17 protein-coding genes and 1 pseudogene are annotated in these 20,054 nt (G+C 45.4%); 7 read left to right on the forward strand and 11 right to left on the reverse strand.

Annotated features, from left to right (window positions below; translation table 11 throughout):
• Positions 1-214: 214 nt before the first annotated feature.
• Complete coding sequence (locus MC7420_RS02520) at positions 215-970, reverse strand: Uma2 family endonuclease (RefSeq protein ID WP_006098598.1); 756 nt, start codon at positions 968-970, stop codon at positions 215-217.
• Positions 971-1,168: 198 nt separating this feature from the next.
• On the reverse strand, positions 1,169-2,521 hold the full coding sequence (locus tag MC7420_RS02525) for a histidine phosphatase family protein (RefSeq protein WP_044204620.1): 1,353 nt from the start codon (positions 2,519-2,521) through the stop codon (positions 1,169-1,171).
• 398 nt (positions 2,522-2,919) lie between these two features.
• On the opposite strand from MC7420_RS02525, the gene MC7420_RS02530 reads away from it, so the two are divergent.
• Positions 2,920-4,563 carry a CPBP family intramembrane glutamic endopeptidase gene (locus MC7420_RS02530; RefSeq protein ID WP_006098562.1) on the forward strand — a complete coding sequence of 548 codons (1,644 nt, stop codon included), beginning with the start codon at positions 2,920-2,922 and terminating at the stop codon, positions 4,561-4,563.
• Between the two features lie 141 nt (positions 4,564-4,704).
• Here the strand turns inward: MC7420_RS02530 and MC7420_RS37725 are convergent, their stop codons facing one another.
• Both MC7420_RS37725 and MC7420_RS02545 read right to left on the reverse strand, forming a co-directional pair.
• Positions 4,705-5,685, reverse strand: a complete 981-nt coding sequence (locus MC7420_RS37725; protein WP_006098731.1) for a hypothetical protein — start codon at positions 5,683-5,685, stop codon at positions 4,705-4,707.
• A 405-nt stretch (positions 5,686-6,090) separates the two neighbouring features.
• Positions 6,091-6,297: a hypothetical protein gene (locus tag MC7420_RS02545; protein ID WP_006098632.1), complete on the reverse strand. Its 207-nt coding sequence runs from the start codon at positions 6,295-6,297 to the stop codon at positions 6,091-6,093.
• 298 nt (positions 6,298-6,595) lie between these two features.
• On the opposite strand from MC7420_RS02545, the gene MC7420_RS42220 reads away from it, so the two are divergent.
• On the forward strand, positions 6,596-6,835 hold the full coding sequence (locus MC7420_RS42220) for a helix-turn-helix domain-containing protein (RefSeq protein ID WP_232231615.1): 240 nt from the start codon (positions 6,596-6,598) through the stop codon (positions 6,833-6,835).
• Positions 6,813-7,955, forward strand: coding sequence for an RNA-guided endonuclease InsQ/TnpB family protein (locus MC7420_RS02550; protein ID WP_232231630.1), 1,143 nt, complete (start codon positions 6,813-6,815; stop codon positions 7,953-7,955). Before MC7420_RS42220 ends, MC7420_RS02550 begins: the two co-directional genes overlap by 23 nt.
• Positions 7,956-7,978: 23 nt before the next feature.
• On the opposite strand, the gene MC7420_RS02555 is transcribed toward MC7420_RS02550, so the two are convergent.
• From MC7420_RS02555 to MC7420_RS02565, 3 genes are all read right to left on the reverse strand, one after another.
• Positions 7,979-8,770: a Uma2 family endonuclease gene (locus tag MC7420_RS02555; RefSeq protein WP_044204622.1), complete on the reverse strand. Its 792-nt coding sequence runs from the start codon at positions 8,768-8,770 to the stop codon at positions 7,979-7,981.
• A 229-nt stretch (positions 8,771-8,999) separates the two neighbouring features.
• The gene (locus tag MC7420_RS02560) at positions 9,000-10,073 is read right to left on the reverse strand and encodes a WD40 repeat domain-containing protein (RefSeq protein WP_052307414.1); all 1,074 of its coding nucleotides are present in this window, start codon (positions 10,071-10,073) and stop codon (positions 9,000-9,002) included.
• Between the two features lie 268 nt (positions 10,074-10,341).
• Complete coding sequence (locus MC7420_RS02565; protein WP_006098466.1) at positions 10,342-10,842, reverse strand: hypothetical protein; 501 nt, start codon at positions 10,840-10,842, stop codon at positions 10,342-10,344.
• Between the two features lie 311 nt (positions 10,843-11,153).
• On the opposite strand from MC7420_RS02565, the gene MC7420_RS02570 reads away from it, so the two are divergent.
• Positions 11,154-11,999, forward strand: coding sequence for a TlyA family RNA methyltransferase (locus tag MC7420_RS02570; protein ID WP_006098432.1), 846 nt, complete (start codon positions 11,154-11,156; stop codon positions 11,997-11,999).
• Position 12,000: 1 nt separating this feature from the next.
• Here MC7420_RS02570 and MC7420_RS02575 read toward each other — a convergent pair whose 3' ends face one another.
• Together MC7420_RS02575 and speD are read right to left on the reverse strand one after the other, a co-directional pair.
• Positions 12,001-12,303, reverse strand: a complete 303-nt coding sequence (locus MC7420_RS02575) for a DUF6464 family protein (protein WP_044204624.1) — start codon at positions 12,301-12,303, stop codon at positions 12,001-12,003.
• Positions 12,304-12,381: 78 nt separating this feature from the next.
• The gene (gene speD / locus MC7420_RS02580; protein ID WP_006098518.1) at positions 12,382-12,780 is read right to left on the reverse strand and encodes an adenosylmethionine decarboxylase; all 399 of its coding nucleotides are present in this window, start codon (positions 12,778-12,780) and stop codon (positions 12,382-12,384) included.
• Between the two features lie 837 nt (positions 12,781-13,617).
• Between speD and MC7420_RS02585 the strand changes: the two genes are divergently transcribed.
• Complete coding sequence (locus MC7420_RS02585) at positions 13,618-14,787, forward strand: AI-2E family transporter (RefSeq protein ID WP_006098674.1); 1,170 nt, start codon at positions 13,618-13,620, stop codon at positions 14,785-14,787.
• Between the two features lie 317 nt (positions 14,788-15,104).
• Complete coding sequence (locus tag MC7420_RS02590) at positions 15,105-16,115, forward strand: 3'(2'),5'-bisphosphate nucleotidase (RefSeq protein ID WP_006098559.1); 1,011 nt, start codon at positions 15,105-15,107, stop codon at positions 16,113-16,115.
• 424 nt (positions 16,116-16,539) lie between these two features.
• Here the strand turns inward: MC7420_RS02590 and MC7420_RS36470 are convergent.
• Positions 16,540-17,500: pseudogene (locus MC7420_RS36470) on the reverse strand (IS1380 family transposase); the annotation flags it as partial.
• Between MC7420_RS36470 and MC7420_RS39015 the strand changes: the two are divergent.
• Positions 17,487-17,633: a hypothetical protein gene (locus MC7420_RS39015; protein WP_157452999.1), complete on the forward strand. Its 147-nt coding sequence runs from the start codon at positions 17,487-17,489 to the stop codon at positions 17,631-17,633. The pseudogene MC7420_RS36470 and the gene MC7420_RS39015 overlap by 14 nt on opposite strands.
• Here the strand turns inward: MC7420_RS39015 and MC7420_RS02600 are convergent.
• Positions 17,622-19,601, reverse strand: a complete 1,980-nt coding sequence (locus tag MC7420_RS02600; protein ID WP_006098581.1) for a protein kinase domain-containing protein — start codon at positions 19,599-19,601, stop codon at positions 17,622-17,624. The two genes, MC7420_RS39015 and MC7420_RS02600, sit on opposite strands and share 12 nt — an antisense overlap.
• Positions 19,602-20,054: the final 453 nt, after the last annotated feature.

The following is a 20,054-nucleotide window of genomic DNA, read 5'->3' on the forward strand; positions in this document are numbered from 1 at the left end:
GCTTTTTCTCTCTCCTCTTGATCAACTGTAGGACTATTGCCGTCACACTGCACTAGCAGCACATACCTATTCTTTATACTGCCAAACTTTGAAAAAATCCGCAGCCTCTCCTCCAGAGGTGAGAACTTATTTTTTCTTAACTTTGTTCATTCGTCATATCATGTCCGGTTGAATACTGACATTTTGGTGGAGACAAGGCAGATAACGAAGACAACTAAACCTCCACATCAAAATCGGGTTCAACCCCAAGCGATCGCAATTGTTCTACCAATCTCTCTACCCGTCGTCTTTCTCGTTCAACGCCTTGCCGTTCTCGCTCTGAGGGAGTCAAAATCCAGTTGCTTTGTGCATCATACCAACGCAACCAGGTGCGATCGCATTCCCCATAGAAACCCTGCCACAGTCCTAACCCTAGCTGAATATCGTCCATCCACACACGCGGTTCACTAACGTCTAACTCGGTGTAGCGACTACCCATTAACTGAAACGCTCTTAGCTGGTTCGTGCGACCATTAAACACGATGTAATAGGGAACGCGCAAAATACGTTCATAGACTTCCCACTTTGTCGGCGGTTGATTTGCTTCCCGCAGCGTTTGTCCCAAGTCTTCTTTTTCAGTACCTGGTGAAATCAGTTCTACCACGACAAAGGGATTCACTTCTTCTTGCCACACCACATAGCTCATTCGTAAATCCCGTTGTTCATAAAGTCTATCAACCCCCACCACCGCAAACCAGTCAGGGCGTTTATACCAATTGGTTTGACGTGGATTGTAGTAAAGATTCAAATCGCTGGCAACAAAAATGCGATCAGTTGGGTAGTTGGGAGGGGATAAAGTATCTTCAAGGAAACGCGCTTGTAGGAGGTGATATTTGTCAGGCAAACCAGGTTCCTCTGGGTCTTCACTCTTGAGATCATACATTGTCGGCAAAACTTTTTTCGGGTCTTGAGGCGGGTTAGTTTGAAACATGGTTTTTGTCATTTGTCATTTAGACAGGGCGGGTTTAGTGACATTAGGGTGAACAAAAAAATGATAGTAGTAAAACCCGCCCCTACACATAAAACTTTTTTCTGGTCAAAGAGCTGTTAGGACACATCATTTATTTAGAGACGCGCCATGGCGCGTCTGGAACAATGGTGACGAAAGTCCTAATCGATGTGTCTACTGCTATAACGCCCCTGCCGCCGTTCGGTCAAAAATATCTCCAGAAAGGTGAGTGGTAATATTCATCGCATGGACAGCAGGTAACTTCTCTAACCCTTGACCATATTCAATCACACTCACACCACCATTCCCTTGTTTAATACTCCAGAATGATTCTGAACTCAATCCCAAGACATGGCAAAGAATGACTTTATTAATCGCATCATGAGCAACAACTAAACCCGTCTTGAGTTCTGAATCAGCCATTCCAGCTTTGACCTGAATCATCCTATCCCAAGCGGCTGTAGCCCTCTCCCATACTTGGTTTAAATTTTCACCATTAGGCATTTGTACGGTAGCTGGGTCTACTTTCCATTGATGCAATAAATCGGCGTATTCTTGGTTAATTTCTGACTCTAATTTTCCCTCCCACAGTCCATGATTAATTTCGCGAAACTTGTCTTCAAGTTCTAGCGTAATACCACTGTGATACTGGAGAATCAATTCAGCCGTTTCCTTGGGACGTAACATCGGACTGGTAACAGCAAAATCAATCGGAATATCTTTAAGAAACTCAGCCACCTGCTGTCCCTGTTGACGCCCATTTTCATTTAACGGCACATCAATCCCGCCTTGGAAGCGGGAGACACGATTCCACTCGGTTTCCCCGTGACGTACCAGCAGCAGACGCAACCCCCGATTACTGGGGCGAGGCGTCGGTAACGGCGTACCGACATGAGAGGTTTGATTGAGAGACTCTAATTGCACGGGTTCACCCCAACCCCCCGTAAAATTCAGAACATTAATGCAACAGTTGGATTGTAAGACGGACTGGTAACGGGCGGGAGAAATACCCAAAGCGCTACTCAGCAAACAGCGGTTAATACCATTGTGTGCCACGATTAAAATCGTGCCACCTTGGTGACGGGGTAGAATCTCTTGCCAGAATTGCTGCGCTTGTTGATAAAGTGCCAAGACAGGAAAATGCTTCCGGGTTCCCTCCGACGTAGTGATTTCCATATAGAAGTCCTCCGGGCGTTCTTTCCAGCACCGATAATCTTCCGGGAATTTTTTCCGGGCGTCGGATTTAGCCACTTTTTCCCACAAGGGTAAATCGACTTCCATCAGGTTTTCTGATGGTTGAAGAGGGGGTGAGCCAGATAAATAAGGTAGAATGACCTCTGCGGTCTGCTTCGCTCGTTGGAGAGGAGAGCAATAAACAGCATCAAGGCTCAAGCTACTGAGGGCAGCACCCACCTTACGGGCATCATCAGCCCCTGTTTCCGTTAACACGGACTCATCACAGCGTCCTTGAATGAGTTGCTGGGCATTATAGCTGCTCTGACCGTGCCGTACAATAATGACGCGAGTAGTCAATCCTTTTGCTCCTATGTAACCAATTTTATGAATAGTAGCCAGATTAACCCCAATGCTGGTAGCATCCTTGGGGCATCTTCAAAGATCAGGGTCATTTTTAGTTTAACCGCTCACCTGCTGTGCAAAAAGGCGGGGAAGCATGTAGAGACGTAGCATGCTACGTCTGGGAGCATGTAGAGACGTAGCATGCTACGTCTGGGAGCTGGGGAAGACGTCAATTTTTATTGTGTATCTTCCTTATCAACAGGGTTTCAAGAGTTCCCCTGAAAAGCCAGAATGTGACAGATTACGTCTGAAACAAAAACAGTGAGCTTTGTTACTAAATATTTTTTTATAACGTTAGAACTTATGACTTATTATTTATGACTTATGACTGATTACTTTTTTGGGGGGGGTTCATGAATACTGGGTTAGTGCTTAAACGGTTAATTTTAGCCGTGCTGACGGTGGCGGTACTATTACAAGTCAGCCTTTCTTTGGTTGAAAGCTGGGGTCAGCCTCAAATTCAAAGTCGCTTAGAACTTTACCAAACCAATTTATTACTCCATGCTGCCGAAGGTCAGAGTTTAGCAACAGAAGGAGAAGAGGATTTAACGGCGGCGCGGAATGCATTACTCGGTAATAATCCGTTTAAAAATGCCCAAGAGCAATATGAACAAGTCCTGGAAACAGCTCAGACAACTCAATCGAAAATTATCGCTAAACTGGGACAACTGTCCTCAAACCCTGATGTAACGACATCTATCGGTGATGAGCTGGCTAAACCGCAAATGCAAATCGCTCCCATTGACGAGGCTCCGATGACCTCTCAGCAGCGAAAGCAGTTGCAAAAGTCATTTTCTCAGACAGAACAACTTATTGATGAACTGAATGTGCGGTTGGGACTGCTGCAAGCTCAACAGGGTAGAACAGAGATGGCGATTCAGACGTGGAATGAGTTGATTGAGCAAGAAACCGTCGAAAGTACCGCTCCAGCAACGACGCCATCCGCCAAAACTGCCGCCATATTAGCAGGTCTTTGGAGTGATTCGCCTCGAATTTTACCCGATGCGGAGTCAAAAATTCAACAAAATTTAGATAGTTGGTTCCAGTATCGGGCATTGTTCCAGCTTTATCAATTGCAACAGCGTCAAGATGCCTTAGTGTCCTTACAAGCTCAAGAGAAAGAGAGAGCAAAACAAGCCCTAGTCAAGTTAACTCTAATTAGTGCCATTCCCGGAATAGGCGGTCTTGTCGGGGTGGGACTCTTGTTATTTTTGCTGGGTCAGTGGTTACTTCAGGGAGAGCGATCGCTCCTCGCCACTAACAGCACTATCCGGTGGGATACGCCTTGGGATGGAGAAATGATTTGGCAAGTCTTGATTCTGGGCTTTTTCTTTATCGGTCAAATCCTCCTACCTCTGTTTATCCTGCCTCTTGTCCTCAGCTTGTTCAATCTGAATCCGGCTAGTTTTACGGTAAGAATGCAGGCATTCTATGTTTTAATGACTTACATTGTGCTAGCGGCTGGAGGATTGGGAGTCCTTTACCTTTCGATCAAGGATTTTTTACCCTTGCCAGAGGATTGGTTTCGGATTAAATTCCGCAAAAAAGGGATTATTTTTGGATTAGGTGGCTATCTTGTGGCGCTTCCCCTGGTGATTTTAGTCTCACTCCTGAACCAGAAATTATGGCAGGGACAAGGGGGGAGTAATCCGATTCTTTCTCTGGTGCTAGAAGGACAGGATACAGTTGCTATCGTGATATTTTTTAGCACGGCTTGCATTGCTGCACCCCTATTTGAGGAATTCATGTTCCGAGGGTTTTTATTACCGTCGTTAACCCGCTATATGCCTGTTTGGGGAGCCATTGTCACCAGTAGTCTCGTCTTTGCGATCGCGCACCTGAGTTTGTCAGAAGTCCTCCCCTTAGCCACATTAGGCATTGTATTAGGAATCGTGTACACGCGATCGCGCAATCTGCTGGCTCCCATGATTGTTCACAGTCTCTGGAATAGTGGAACATTATTGAGTTTAGTCATTTTAGGCAGTGGTGGAAGTTGAGGGAGACGCGGAGAGGGGGAGACGCGGAGACGCGGAGAGGGGAAGATGGGGAGAGGGGGAAGAGGATTACTGATGAACAATGAACAATCAACAAATGACAAATGACATCGCTTATCGTGCGCCCTGAAACGTGGCAAATTCTCAAGACGAACACAGCAACTTAATCAGGGATTGGGGTATCTCTTCAAAATGCTCTAACAAAAAATCCAGGATTGCCAGATGGCGCAAATCCACGGGTTGAGGGGGGTAGTATCCTTTACCTCGTTTGAACCAACACTGCACTGTCCCCAGGGAACGAGAACAGATATGAGACAGTTGCTCATACGTGACATTCCATTTGCTATAAAACTGCCTTGGCGTCATCCCTAATTCACAGTAACAATAAAGGTCAATAATGTATTTTTCCCGCTGGTTGATCGGGCGGAGATTGTGTCGGCGACGGGGATTATAGCGTCCAGTTGAGCTACGCACAGATTGGGATTGGATCGCACCAGGAAAATGGGTGGGATAACGATAGGGGTTGCCATTATTTTCTATTGGTTCAACGGTATCCGGCATTTTTTCTAAATCCGCTTCAGACGCCGTATCCGTGGTTACCCAAGCAGCACTGGGAGAATCCGGGGAAAGTTGAATGATGTAGTAAACCATCCACTGATTGTGATGGTGGTTGTAGTCATAAAAGCGTCCCAGAATTACGCCCCAGTCTGTTTTATTGGTTTTCCACTCAACGCGATCGCCTTCTTGGTAACGAGGAGTAGGAATTGGCAAAGTGTTGAATTGTGTGTAGGGGCGGGTTTCACTATTATCGTTTCTTTTTTCCCCAGATGTAACTAAACCCGCCCCAACTAAGTGTTGAGTCTCCATCTCTTCACCATGACGCAGGGCGTTTAAGGCGCCAGCGATGAGTTTTCCGTCGATGCTTCGCGTCAACTCCTGGATAAATAGTTTCGCGATCGCATTCACTTCTGCATCGGTTAGGTGCATTTGCGATGCATCGAAGTCAATGTCGCGGTAGTGCTTGATTAGAGAGAGGAGTTGGGTCATGCCAAATTCCGCTAACGCTTGCTGGGCTGTCGTTTCAGCGGTCGGGGATTTGTAAAATCGAGGGGGTAAAGGTTTCATTTGGTTCTTTTTCTTGTGTTTGGTTAGGTGTATTAGTTGCTTATTGCAATGTTATAACAAAACAATTAAAATAACAACCCCTTTGTCTCAAAAAAAAAGAGACAAAAAGAGACTAGGAGTAAATACTTGGATCTCAAAAACGTAGGGTGGGTTAGGCGGGGATTTAAACCGAAGCGATAGCCATTTAATGAACAATCCGCCGTAACCCACCGCTGTTAACGGGGAGGTGTATTATTTAATCAAAACTCTATCGGTATTCAATCCTTAGATAGAATAAATAGGACAAAATATAGTAGGCGCGATCGCGACTTGTATAAAGGGCAGAGTGGTGGTGAATTTTGGACGAATGTTTGGCAAAGAAACCATTCTCACCCCAAGCTAACTAGCCAACTATCAAAGCGAGTTTTACGGGTTACTATTTATCCCCGCGTCCCCGTGTCTCCCCCTCTCCGCAGCTATTTGATAGGCTTGGGATACAGTGAGGGCAGGATTGACCGATTGTAGGGCATTTAAAAAGACTTGAGCATTTTCCCCGGTCGAGTTTCTCAACCTATCCCGGTCAAAATCATAGAGTAATCCTTGGATTTTGGCTTTCCCGAAGGAATTAGACACGAGGGAATTGTGCGATCGCGTGAATCATCCGATTTACTCATTACTCTATCACAGGCACGATTCAGGGGTTTGGAAACCAAGGGGTTTGGAAACCAAACCCCTACTGATCCCCTGTTCTCCAAATAGTAAAGTTTTGTGTACTACGAGGAAGATTAAGAGCTTAGCTTGATCTGGCGAGAAGCCTCACGCCATAATCTAGGATTTGGCGTTGAGATGAATCGCCAGTGAAGAGAAAATTATTTTCACTCTGAATCTTTATCTGCAAGAGTAGTATAATTGTCGTGGGAGGTGATAGAAGGTGAAGCGAAGCAAAGACACATTCAAGACAAGTTACCAATATCGAATTGTGCCAAATAAGCAACAGTCAAAACAGCTAAACGAATGGCTGTGCAAGTTGTGCCGGATACACAATTTAATGCTAGAGGAGCGATTTAACTGGTGGGAGTGTAACCGCTCACCTGTCAATGCTTGCTCAATCTATATCACTTACTACCAGAACTTAAAGACCAACCAACATACTACAGTCAAAACGCGCTAACCATTGGTCAAGGGAGTCTCATGACGCGTTATACAAAGGTGTTCATTCTCAGGTTATCCAGGAAGCAATTAAACGAGTAGAAGATACCTTCAACCGGTTTATCAAGGGTGACTTTAAAAAACAGAGAAGCGGTAAGCCTCGATTTAAGTCGGTCAAGCGTTACAGGACATTTTGTTTGCCTCAGCTTAAGGCAGACTGTCTAACGGTTTCGCCCAATCCCCATAAGCGTAAAAACGGGAAAGCCAGACGAGACATTGCTCAAATAAATCTACCTAAGATTGGTCAGGTTAAGGTTATTTATCATCGCCCTATTCCAGAAGGATTTACTATTAAAACGGGGCTAGTCTCTCACAAAGCAGATGGATGGTACGTGACTTTATTGCTAGAGGATAAGACGATCCCTAGTCTGACTCCACCAGAGATACAGGCAAATGAAGAAAACTCGTTAGGGCTAGATGTTGGTTTAGAGAAATTCTGGACAGCATCCGATGGAACCGTTGAAACTATTCAACAGCACTATCGCAAGTCAGAGGACAAACTAGCCAAGCTTCAAAATCGCAAGGACAAAAAGCCGCACAAATCAGCATCACGGCGCCAATTGGCAAAAAAGATATCTAAGCATCATCAAAAGCTACAACGGAAGCGGAAACAATTCCATTATGAGTCGGCTAATCAACTGGTAAGTCGTGATGAACAAGTGTTCTTTGTTGAGGATATCAAGTCCGCTAACTTATCCCGAAAAAACAAGCCAAAACAGGATGCGAATGGCAAGTATTTACCCAATGGACAATCAGCAAAATCAGGTTTAAACAAGTCAATTAATGACGCTAGCTGGGGTCAATTCCTCTCAATTTTCATTTACAAAGCTGCAAAAGCTGGTAAGTTAGTGGTGAAAGTGAAACCTCATAACACGAGTCAAGTATGCTCTTGTTGCGATCTCCTAGTTCAAAAGGATTTATCAATCCGAGTACATGAGTGTTTGTGTGGATTGATTCTAGACAGAGATTGGAACGCGGCGATCAATATCAAGAGAGTGGGGCTGGGCATATTCCCCACTATAAAACGCCCCAAGCGTAGCCTTTTGACTACGACAAAGGAAGCCCACACTATACCCTTTTAGGGTTAGTGTGGGAGGATGTCACATCAACTATTTGGATCGATCCCGTGGGAACGCAACAGTTCTTCAAGACGCTGCGATCGCACTCGTTCGGCTTCAGCGCGTTGTCGTTCAGCTTGCAGTTGTTCTTGGGCGATCGCTTCCCGTTCAGTTGGGGTGAGAATCCAATTCCCTTCAGCATCGTACCAACGTAACCATAGACGATTAATCCCTTCGTACTCTCCCGACCACAATCCCAAACCTAATTCCAATTGGGGTATCCAAATCCTCGGTTCGGTTAACTCCAACTCTTGGTAAAAACCAGCCGTAAGTGCAAACCCTCTTAATCGATCCGTATAGCGGTCAAACACCACATAATAGGGGACATTTAAAATTTGCTCGTAGACTTCCCATTTTGTCGGGGGTTCACTACTCAGGCGTGTACTTCTACCTAAATCTTCTTTTTCCGTCCCCGGTGACAATAATTCCACCACCACTGTCGGACGCACCATTTCTTGCCAAATCACATAACTTAACCGTAAATCCTCCTGATCATAAAGTCTTGATACGCCCACCACACCAAACCAATCGGGTCGTTTATACCAATAATGGTGACGCGCATCGTAGTAAAGGTTCATATCACTACCGCAAAATATTTGCTCAGGTGGGTAGTTAGCCGGATGAAACGTTACGCGCAATAGTTCGGGTTGAAGATCATGAAATTCGTCAGGCAAACCAGGTTCCTCCGGATTTTCACTCGGTAAATCGTACATGGTAGGCAAGCTTTCTCTAGGAGAACGAGGCGGATGATTTTGCTCGATTCGGTATTTGATTGCCATAACACGTTGCTTAAAGTCTTTACCATCATAATAATTCGATACACGCCAAATCAACCAAGCTGTTTGACCGCGATCGCTAGTGCAGCTTGGCAAAAATACTTGAGCAGCTTCGTAGATACGATGAAGCAGGGGGAGCAGAGGCAGCAGGGGAAGCGGGGGGAGATATTAGCTGTTCAGTTATTTCTGCCTTCTTGCACTAGCACGATTCAGGAATGTTGGAACCCAACTCCTACTGATCGCCTATTCCCCAAATCGCGATCGCGCCATCATTACTTCCACTCACCAATATCTGTCCATCATGACTAAAGCCGAGGGAGAAAATCGAACCCGAAAACCCTTCCAACATCGTCATCAACTCACCAGATTCCAGATTCCATAACCCTAATCTGCCATAAGGACCTAAGGCACTGGCTAAAATGTTACCCGACGGATGCAGCGCCAAGGCATTGACAAACACAGGTTTAGGATTTTCCACTGGTGTCGAAACTAATTCCCCAGTTTCGGGATTCCAAACATTAACGGTTTCGGCAAAACTCTCACTCACCAGAACTTTTCCATCCTGATTAAACGCCAAAGCCCTTAAAGACTGAGGATGCTGGAGAATATGCAGGATTTCGCCACTCTGCCAATTCCATAGATGAATGGTACCGTCCTCAGAACCACTGGCAAGGAGTTCTCCATTGGGACTAAACGCAAGAGACAGGGTTAAATTTTCAATCTCAAATTGAAGCAGTTGTTCGCCTGTTTTTAAATTCCAGAGGGCAATTTCTGATACAAAACCTAAACCCTCTCCTCTTCTTCCGCTAGCTAGAATTTGTCCGTCTGGACTAATTGCCAGGGATGGAATCATCCCTTCTTTCTTCTGAAAAGTCTTAATTAATTCCCCTGTTTTCAGATTCCAGAGTTTAATGGAACCGTCCTCAATACCCCCTCCACTCACCAATTTTTCTCCATCTGGACTAATGGCGAGAGCAGTAACTTGATCCGAATGTCCAGAAAGTGTCCGCAATAGTTGACCTGTATTTAGGTTCCAGAATTTAATCGTTTGATCATCACTACCCGTGGCGAGGAATTGTCCATCTTGGCTAATTGCGATCGCACCTACGGCGTCTGCATGTCCCTTAATATTACGCAATAACTTGGCATCTTGCCATGGTTGAGTCGGCGTAGCGGCGATGAGAGTAGCATTGCCAGGATTGGGGGATACAGAGAGCGATCGCGGCACATTGGTTACGATAACTGACAGTACAGTTATAACCGTCAGTGTGACGATAACCGCATAAGAACTTGACCGACGACTCATAGTTAACCCTTGAGAACAACACCATCCCACCGGAATGGGTGAGATTGTTCCCTTAGACGACAGATAATGCCAAAAAGTATCCCATAAATATTATTCCCGTGCCAACAACCGCACAAAAAATTAAAGAAATTAATTCGGAGAGGGTACAACTTACAGAAAATCCAGGCATTGCGAAACTCCCAAACTACGGTAACGATGCCATGATCACTTGGAATGGATCAATCTACCTCATACTTTTGGGTTAAATTAAATAATCTGGCTGAGAAATTTAATGAATATTTAATCTTTCCGCCGGATTAGTTGGACGTGGTTGGCGAATAATCATTATAGTCTTTGTCAACACTCCGGCTAACTCGGCAATCCAAGCCGAGGGAATTTCAGCAATCAGATTAGCATCCAACCAGAGAGATAATTGATGCAAGATGGTCGTGGCGCGATCGAGGGGAGCAGGTCTGACCACAATTGATTGTAACGTTTCGCAATATTCCCGGCGTTTCTGAAACGCTTGCTGGCGTTCAGTGTATGTGGCAGGTGCATAAAATTCAACCGCCCCAATGGCATACACTGACGTACAATCAACATCAAAACTACTTCCCACAGCAGCACCGGGACCGACAAAATCAGCATAAAACCGTTTTTGGATAATTAAGCCTCCCCGACAGTCAGGTTTAATCGCCAGCAACTGTCCACTTTTGAACAAATCAAGGGGAACAGAGGTACAAGGAGAGTGGGTTGTGGAATAAGCAGAAGGATCGTTAGTTGGATGCATAGCTCACCTGACAGCAGCAGATCGATATCTAATACTGGGTTGTATCTCTCACTGTCAGGGACTTATGCAATGAGGTATCCCAGAGCACTGACTTCCGGTTGCTGCTGAACCAACCCAAGTACGCTATTCTGGACGAAGCGACCAGTGCTTTGGATCTGGGGAATGAGGAACGGTTATATCACCATTCTATAAAACCGGATTTAGTAAGTATTTTCACTGCTAACTGTTAACTGTTAACTGTTCACTGCTATACCTGGACATCAATCTTTTACACTATACTAATAAATGTTAACAAGCCTCAAACCCTTACTTTGAAACAACGACTAGATACCTTATTAGTAGACCTTAACTTATGCGAATCCCGACAACAGGCACAACGGCTGATTCTGGCGGGAGAAGTGCGGGTTAATCAGCAGCTTGTTGATAAACCGGGAACTGAAATAGAGACAACCGCCGAGATTAAAATTAATCAAAAATCCCCTTATGTTTCTAGAGGTGGGGAAAAGTTAGTCAAAGCCTTAGACGAATTTGGTATAGCGGTAGCCGGACGTATTTGCTTAGATGGCGGTATTTCCACGGGAGGCTTTACCGACTGCTTACTGCAAAAGGGGGCAAAACGGGTTTACGGTGTTGATGTAGGGTATGGACAAGTTGCGTGGACATTGCAAAATGATGACCGGGTGATTTTGAAGGAACGCACAAATTTACGCTATTTGCAACCTGCTGATTTATATGGAGAACCCCTCGGAATAGACGAGGAGGATAAGGAGGAGATTTATCCAGATTTAGGGGTTGTCGATGTGTCGTTTATTTCCCTGACAAAAATCCTAGAAGCCTTGTGGAACCTGCTACAAGCGCCGCGTGAGGTGGTGTTACTGGTGAAGCCACAGTTTGAAGTGGGACGAGAACGGGTTGGCAAAAAGGGCGTAGTGCGCGATCCTAAGGATCAGGCTGGCGCGATCGCCCAAATTTTACCAGCTGCCCAGAATTTAGGTTGGGTCTATCAAGGCTTAACCTGGTCACCTATTACGGGTCCTGCGGGTAATATTGAATATCTGCTCTGGCTAGGAATGGATAGTCAAATTCAGAGTCCTGATTTAAGTGAAATTCAAGGCATCACTCAATTGGCTACCGCTTACTTTCGAGAGAAACATTGATTTAAGATTCCCTGGGTTGGTAATCGCAACAGTTATCACAAGGACCTAACGGATTAACCGCACAGCGGATATAAGCCGAACGAGCATTAAATCGACAGGTAATATCACCAATTAAATAACCAACCCCTTCCAGATAATACTGATCAGGCGGTAATGGATTTCTTGGCAGTACCCTAGCCGTTGTTGATGCTTGAATCGAGTTTCTTAACCGGATTTGCGCTTGTTCCTTTGCTCTATGCATCACCCATATCGAAAGCAGTGGGGGGGTCAAACCCAAGACAAACACAATAATTGTCTCGAACATGGTTTTTTTCTCCCGGGTGACTCTACCTAACCTCGTAATCCCCCACTATACCTAATTAGGGCTTAGTGGGGGAGGATATCAACTCACCATCTGATAGACTGACTCTTCAATTCGCTCCTGAATGTCCGGCATATTCTCAAAACCGCGTACAATTTCTCTCATTCGCACCTGCTTAGCTTGGAGCGCTGTTTGTAGCAGTTTCATGGCTTCCTTTGGCTTACCGCACCCGCAAAAAAATAAATCAGCGGCAAAATAACCATGTTCGGGCCAGGTATGGATGGCAATATGAGACTCCGCCAATGTCGCTGTCGCCGTGACTCCGTGGGGACTAAACTGGTGTACACATAAATCAATTAGAGTGCCTTCTCCAACAGAAATCGCATCAATTAAGGCGCGGCGAATTCCCTCAGGATCATTGAGAAGGTCTTCAGGCGCTTCCCATGCGTCAACGACCAGATGAGTTCCCACTTGTTTCATTCTACTCGATTTACTCCACCCAATAAGATTTCAAAGACTCTATTTATAGCATAGACTTAATTCAGTCCTCAACTCATTAGAGATTTAAGCCGATTCAGTATCAATGGCACTCTTTTGTTCCTTAGCACAGCATGGCGTAACTTTACCAACCCTTGAAATCAGTTGTACCTAGGCATGACAACAGAAGTTTGACAGAAGCCAGATATTGCGTCTATACATGACTCCTGACTTCCGCCTAGGGGTACTAGTCGCTATAGTCAAGCCGCTCTATCCAACTGCATCTATTGATTAGGGTAACAAATAAATTATCCCTTGGAGCAAATAACCGCGATTTTCGAGATCATTAAACTTGGTTCTATGCCGCCCAATAATTTTGCTTTAAAACGTCCATCACAATCTACTCCTAAAATCATCCATCTTAAGCATGACCCGCTTAAGTTATAAATGGAGCAAACCTTCCCCACATTTCTCCACTTAATTATCTCTCAACCTAGAGTCGTTGACAATCTCATGAGGTGAGAAAATCTCTCATAAAGCACCAGGAAAGTTATGAACTCCAGTTAGACCTGAAAGTTGATCGCTAACCTGCTACCCTAAGCTTGGGGTCTTATTTGACTCAATGGCGACGTGATGATAGTCAACTATCCCACATTCACCTTAGGGAGAGAACGCGGCTGGCGGGAAACCGAAAGTCTTGTTGACCCGCTTAAGTTCCTAACCACTGGAACTAAGGTATTGGGGTCATGACACCCACAAATGTGTACCCGTTTGCAATTCTATCATCTGACGTTAAACTCTTTAAAATGGATGCCAGGTTTTGCTAACCAGAAAACTGCGATGAATTCTATATTTTCACCCATTCAAAAAGTTCTAATCACATGGTTGCTGGTGTTAGTAACAGGTTGGGTCACGCTGAGTGCGTTGAGTTATGTGGGCGAAATCATTAGTATTTTGCTCACGGCATCTCTAATTGCATTTTTGCTCAACTATGCCGTTCGGGTACTGCGACCCTTCTTACCTCGAACAGTGGCGGCGATTTTGGTTTATTTAGTCGCGGCGGTTTTTGTTGTCTTCATTGCCCTCACCCTAGCACCACCCGTATTTAATCAAGGACGGCAATTAGTGACTCGGTTCCCCGAATTACTCGAACAAGGTCAACAGCAATTGGTGGACTTTCAAGCCTGGAGTGTGGAACATAATCTGCCCTTTGATGTGCGAATTTTAGGGTCTCAAATGTTAGCACGTATTCAAGCTAAAGCCGAAGCGATCGCGTCAACTGGTTTGGGCTTAGTTGTGGGGACATTTAGCTGGTTTATCGACTTCATTTTAGTCCTCGTCCTTTCGTTTTATATGCTTATTGATGGTGAACGACTATGGCGCGGTATTACCAGTATTGTCTCTGCCAAAATCCGTTATGGATTAACTCAAGCACTGCGACGAAATCTTCAGCGGTTTGTATCGGGTCAACTCTTACTGGGGTTATTTATGGCAACAACATTAACCTTGGGCTTCCGTTTATTACAAGTGCCGTTTTTTCTGCTGTTTGCTGTTTTTATCGGCTTTATGGAGATTATTCCCTTTGTTGGTGCCACTCTGGGAATTGCTACCGTAGTCATTGTTGTCGCCTTTATTGATTGGTGGCTAGCCTTGGAAGTCTTGGGAGTATCTGTCGCCTTGCAACAGATCAAAGATAATTTAATTGCTCCCCGAATTATGGGCAACTTAACAGGTTTATCGCCCGTGATCATTCTAACGTCTCTGTTATTGGGGGCTAAAATTGGCGGAATCTTGGGCGTCATTCTGGCGATTCCGGTGACGGGTGTGGTGAAAAGTTTAGCGGAAATTGTACTTGACCCCACGTTACCGCCTCAGACGGGAGATTTTTTCTCCAATCCTTTGAACGAAAAAAAATCCCAGAATACTTTGGCGATCGCTGCTAATACCGATGCTGATTCTGATAGTTCTAGTCAAGATGCTCAGGGAATGGAACAATCAGAGACAATTTAAGCCCTCAACTAAAGCCCTCAACTAAAGTTGGGGCTAAAAGCTTAAACCCGTTTTAACGGGGTCAAAGGCTTACTTAGTAAGCTCGATGCTTGCTTTAGCTCCAAGATAAGAAATTTATTGGCAGGCTTCTTAAGGTGAATAGCCCTGAAATAATATGAGTTCGTAGTCGGCACTTTAGTGCCTCAAGCGCTCGCATCGCTCACTACAAACGCTTAAGTCAGTGACATTCTTCTTAAGGTCAGCGACATTCTCCTTAACCTATTTAGAGCGAACAACCTCTATACTAACGGGGTCAAGATAGGATCTCAGCATAAACCATGTCCTACCAGCGAGAAAAACAGGTTGCCATCCAAGCTGTAACGGCTGCGGCTCAATTATGTGAACAAGTGCGTCAGGAAGAGGGTTCCTTAACCCTAACCAAACCCGATCGCTCTCCGGTGACTGTGGCTGATTTTGGCACACAAGCGGTTATATGTCGGGTATTAGCCGAGGCGTTTCCCGGTGATTCCATCGTGGGAGAGGAAAACTCTAGCTTGTTGCGACAACCAGCGATGACCCAACAGTTGACAGGGGTGACGCATTATGTTAAGTCTCAGATTGCTGAGGCGACACCGGAAACCATTATCACCTGGATTGATCGGGGTACGGGTCAAGTGGCAGATCGCTATTGGACGCTTGATCCGATTGATGGGACAAAAGGCTATGTTCGGGGTGACAATTACGCGATCGCCTTAGCCTTAATTGAAGACGGTGAGGTGAAACTGGGGGTGTTAGGATGTCCGGCGCTTCCCATTCATCCTAATCAACCGGATGGCGATCGCGGTGTGCTGTTTGTCGGTGTAAAAGGACAAGGGACAACCCTAATCCCCCTCGCCGGAGGTCAACCTCAGACGATCCGTATCAATGAATGCGATCGCATTGAGTCGCTTCGATTAGTCAAAAGTGTAGAATCGTCTCATGGGAACCCCGAATTGGAAGTGGCTATCACTCAATCCCTAGGTTTTACAACCCCCTCCCTCCAGATTGATTCCATGGTCAAATACGGCATTATTGCACGAGGTGAAGCCGATCTCTACATCCGCTTACCGTTTCCCCTAGAGTCCTCAAAACGGCAAAATATATGGGATCATGCGGCTGGTGTGGTTATCTTGGAAGAAGCTGGGGGACGAGTCACCGATATGTATGGTAAACCCTTAGACTTTGCCTGTGGAACTAAGCTGTTCAACAATCAGGGGATTATTGCCAGTAACGGGGCGATTCATGATGCGGTGTTAGCCACCGTAGCACAGGAGATTCAAGCCCCTGAGACATCCCAATCCACACCCTAGTCTAACCAAAGAAGGCTCCCCTTATTTTGCCATTCACGATTTAATGTGTAATGATTACGGCGATCGGGTAGCTTGGCGAACACAAACACTGAAATATAGTAGTACTAAGACAGGGCGTGGACATTCTGTACTGTTCCCTATTCCCTCTTGGACTACAGCACTTTCTAACACGGTGTAGTACAGCAACTCTAGGACAGCTCTGTGCTGCTATTGTTTGGGTGTATCACATCGAGTCTGAAAACGCTGTAACTGATGTCCTTTCCGTATCCCGTCGTGCTATATAGGTAAAACGTTCACCGAGCTACCCAGAATTTGGGTACGACTTGGCATAAGCTGTTCGGCATTTAAACCTTAATATCAATAATGGCGAAATCCTTGTAGTGCGTTTACCCGCATTTCTCACAAACTAATACTATAAGTCAATTTGCCGCTTAAAAGTTGAGATTTTTAAAGAAGTTGAAGATAGCCAGAGTCGAAGTTGATTACTTTGAAAGGTTTGGGTAGAAGTTCGGTCAGCAAATAAGTCTAATTGCTGTTCTTTAATCCGATTTTCCATTTCTCCTCTCGGACAATATTGTTTAGTATAAAGTTGAGAAGGCGTAATTTGAGAAGGAGGTAAAGATGTGACGACGTGACGAAGCTCTAACCCTTCACTCCCATAAACCACTTTTGTTACCACTCTTCTTTGACGACTCCATGACTTTTCAGTTTGATAATAGATAGAGCGAAACCAAGTTGCGTTGGGAACTAACTTTCTCACCTCTTCTAAGTCTTCATCCTTAGAGAAAAGACTATCCATCAATTCAGTGACTGGCAATAACTTCTCTTCGTATTCTTTTTTTGCTTTTTCAATAAGATTCGTTGCTCGTAACTTCAATTGGCTATTTGTTGCCATTGCTATCACATGATTTACCCCTTCTTTCTCTTCACAAAAGTTCATAAGCTCTTCACGAGCATAAGCACTATCGCCTCGCACTATTATCTGCGTATTATGCCATTTTTCTCGAATTAAGCCAATGATTCTCTGCAATTCTTCTAATGCTCCTTCGGCTGGGTCTACATTAGAAGGACGTAATGAAAGCCACTAATAAATGATGTCCACAGAAGATATATAAAGGTGCATAGCAAACTCCTTTATAATAAGTATTAAAAAAGGCTCCCTCTTGATGTCCATGCACTTGGTCATCAGTCACATCCATGTCTAAAATGATTTGTTGAGGAGGGGTTTGATAAGACTCTAAAAAGATGTCTACGAAGGCTTTCTTGATTTCTTCCGGGTTAGCTTCAATGCGATGATAGCGGGACTCTTGTTGTTGAAGGATTGTTTCCGGACAATATTCAAGTCGATTTAAGGTACTCTTCCCGGCTAAAATGGCTGATGATGAGGGTTTTGTTGTGCAGTTTGAGGTTGGTCAATTCATGTTATCCCTAAACCCGCCCCTACATCTGACTCCCAGACGTGCCATGGCACGTCTCTACATGGTTCCCCTATCCCTTACGTATTGCCTAACGCCCTAGTCTTTCCCTCGCCTTTTCACGCAGGTTAGCAGCTTTTTCATGATCCGGTTCCAGTTGCAGGGCTTTATCCAGAGACGGAATCGCTTCCGTGGTGCGCCCTAATGCCATTAGCGCCTCACCGCGAGTTGCCCAAGCATCGGCGGAGTTCCGATCCAGTTCAATCGCTTTATCTAACGCTTGAACCGCCTCAGCGGAACGTCCCACCCCTTGCAGGGCGATGCCATAGCGAATCCACCCTCGGGCATAATCGGGATAGTATTTCGTTACCCGTCCATACAGTTGGAGGGCGTCTATGATCTGGTTTTGTTGGCGTAAGGCATCGGCTTTGCTGACTAAGGCGTCGGCATAATCGGATTTGTAGGCAAGGGCGTCATTACAGGCGACTAGGGCTTGTTCAGGTTGTCCCAGTTGGTTGAGACTGTAGCACCGTCCCCAATAGGCAGGCGCTAAGTCGGATTGCAGTTCGATCGCCTGATCATAAACTAGGATCGCTTTCTCGTATTCTCCGGCTTGTCTTAAATCTTCGGCTTCGGCGAGCAAGGATTCAGCCGTGGGTTCGGGGGTTGGGGAGGGAGAAGGAGTGGGGGTGGGAGTTGGGCTGGGGCTTTCAGCGGGGACATCCTCAATTTGAGACTGATGATTCAATTGAGAGGGGAGTAGAATCAGGGTGACGGTAACCATAGAACTAACCGCGATCGCAATCGTGGCAATTGTCCAGGGCTGCATCAACCATTGCCGAAATCCGTGGCTTCTACTGGTTGTTGATACCGTTGCGGTTGGTTCCAAGTCCTGGGGTTGGCTCAGGGATACGGTAGCATCATTTCGTCCCAAATGGGGTTGAGAGGTTTGGGTGCGTCCGGTGTCTTGGGTTTGACTCGAAGATGATTCGCTATTCGACTCCTCGACTTCAATCAGCGTTGATTCCGTTGGTGTCGCCTCCCAAGCCTGAGTCTCGGCGGAATCAGCGGCTAAATTTTGACTTTCCTGATCCGTCGGCGCTTGGGGATCAACCAGGGGCGGCAATTCACACTCAGGAACTAACGGTTGGGGGGGTGACGCCGACTCCAATAATGGCGCGGGTAAACTCTGGAATGCTAACAGGGTTTCTTCTGCGGTTGCATAGCGATCGCGAAAATCATAGCGCACCATCTTATCCAAAATTTCCCCAAATTCTGGACTAATCTGCTTGGCATATTTGCGCCAGTTGAGTTCACCCGTATCGGAGTCTTCTTTAATATGTTTGGGATGAATTCCCGTTAATAATTGAATCCCAATAATCCCCACCGCATAAACATCACTACTATAGCGAGGTTTTCCTGCCAGTTGTTCATTGGGCATATATCCCTTAGTGCCGATAGAAATCGTCACATTGGTCAACCCCGTTTCCGGATTCAGCGACTCACATCTAACCTGTTTAACCGCACCAAAATCAATCAGCACAATTCTGCCATCCTCAGCGCGGCGAATCAAATTGGCTGGCTTGATATCCCGGTGGATCACATTTTGTTGATGGACAAATGCTAGTACCTGCAACATATCTTGCAGGAGGGATAGCACTTTTTCCTGTGCCCACGTCAGATGAGAGTCTATCTCTTTACTCAAGGGTTGTCCTTGAATATATTCCTGAGCCAGATAAAATTCCTGATTTTCCTCAAAATGAGCCAAAAGCCGGGGAATCTGCTCATGATTACCCAGTCGATAGAGGACTTGAGCTTCCGTTTGGAAGAGGCGTCTCGCCGTTTGCAGCCCCTCCTCATCATCATCGCTCACTTGAGGTTTTAATTTTTTAACCACGCATTGGGGATGACCGGGCAAATGCATATCCCGCGCCAAGAAGGTTTGACCAAACCCTCCGACCCCTAGCTTTTCGATAACGTGATAGCGTCCGCCTAGAGGTTTATTGTCCCAAGCGTCTTGAGAACCCGACACCATCGTTTTTGTCAGCGCCCCTGTTGAATTTTTCTTCATCACTAGACACGTCCAGAAATTACACGTCAACCCACGATTCAAAGGGTGTTTGACTAATTTTTAGACAAGTCTAATTAACTATCGCATTGAAAACAGCACCCCACTAACTTGTCTTATTCTTTATCTGGCAATCGAACCTGAGTTCATTGTTTATTTTTTCCAAGATAGTCGCTAATTCACCGACAGAAAGTTTACCGACGAATCAGCTATTCTTGTTTCTTTTCAAAAATAACCTTGACCGATAACTGTCGTTCGATCAGTTTGAGGTCTTTTAACTCTGGCTTACCCGACACGTTTCTGGAAACACTGCACGTTAGAGTCAGCTCACCTGACTCCGGGGAGCCAGATGCCTACCATGTTAATTATAGAGGCGATACTCACTCTCTAACAAAAAAGCGCTTAACATCAGGACATTCAAGCGTAAATTTACCAACGGCGCAAACAAGCTGAACC

The sequence above is a fragment of the Coleofasciculus chthonoplastes PCC 7420 genome (assembly GCF_000155555.1).
In the GTDB taxonomy this organism is placed as follows: domain Bacteria; phylum Cyanobacteriota; class Cyanobacteriia; order Cyanobacteriales; family Coleofasciculaceae; genus Coleofasciculus; species Coleofasciculus chthonoplastes_A.